At 43.6% G+C, this 913-nt stretch carries 1 protein-coding gene; it reads left to right on the top strand.

Translation table 11 applies throughout. The features are described 5' to 3' along the window. A partial coding sequence (locus AVJ19_RS21175) for an Ig-like domain-containing protein (protein WP_228203429.1) occupies positions 1-913 on the top strand: 913 nt, incomplete at both ends.

The following is a 913-nucleotide window of genomic DNA, read 5'->3' as shown; positions in this document are numbered from 1 at the left end:
CCCCAAGTGAAGATGGCTTAACATGGACAGGTAAAGTACCTGACAATACACAAGGTCAGATTACCGTGACTGTGCCAGAGGGCAGCTATGGTGATACATCAGGCAATCCGGGTACAGGTGGTACAGACACAGAACTCGTTGATACCACAGCACCAACTTTAGAAATCACCTTAAATCCAGATGGTACAGTACTCTTCACTTTCTCAGAAGAAGTAAAAGGCTTTACTTCCAACGATATTTTAGTGAATGGTGCGAACCTTGTAGCAGGCTCATTGGTTGATCTTGGTGATGGTATTTGGACAGCCAAACTCGACAAAATGCCAAAAGACGGTACAACTGTTACGGTTGAAGTCAAAGACAATACCTATACCGACTTAACTGACAACCTCGGTAAAGGTGACATTGACCAAGAAATTCACATCAAAGTCAACACAGTAACACCAAACCCAGCAACAGGTGGGACAACGATTACCGGTAAAACAGAACCGAATAATACCGTTGAAGTTACAGTTCCAGGCTATGACAAACCATTCATTGTGACGGCAGATCCAGAAGGGAATTGGGTTGTAGAAACTGATGGTCCAATTAAAGATGGTAACTCGATTACAGCGACGACACCTGACCAAGATGGCAATCCAGTAGAAGATCAAATCCAATTACCATATGTGAGCATTGATGTCATCGCAGGCGATGACATTCTAGATCCAAGCGAATTGGCAGAGATCAAAACAGGAACGACTTTCACAGTAACGGGTACAATCAGTAATCCAAATGCGGATATGACCATTACCTTTAATGGCAAAACCTACAGTGGTTCACAAGTTACGATCAATACAGATGGTACTTGGTCAATCCAAGTTCCAGTAGAAGACATCCGAAGCCAAAATACGGTGACCGCACAAGCGACTGCAAC

Origin of the sequence: Acinetobacter sp. CFCC 10889, assembly GCF_003268395.1 — a bacterium.
Lineage (GTDB): Bacteria > Pseudomonadota > Gammaproteobacteria > Pseudomonadales > Moraxellaceae > Acinetobacter.
Note: the sequence above shows the minus strand (reverse complement) of the source record. Positions and strands in the feature narration are given on the sequence as shown.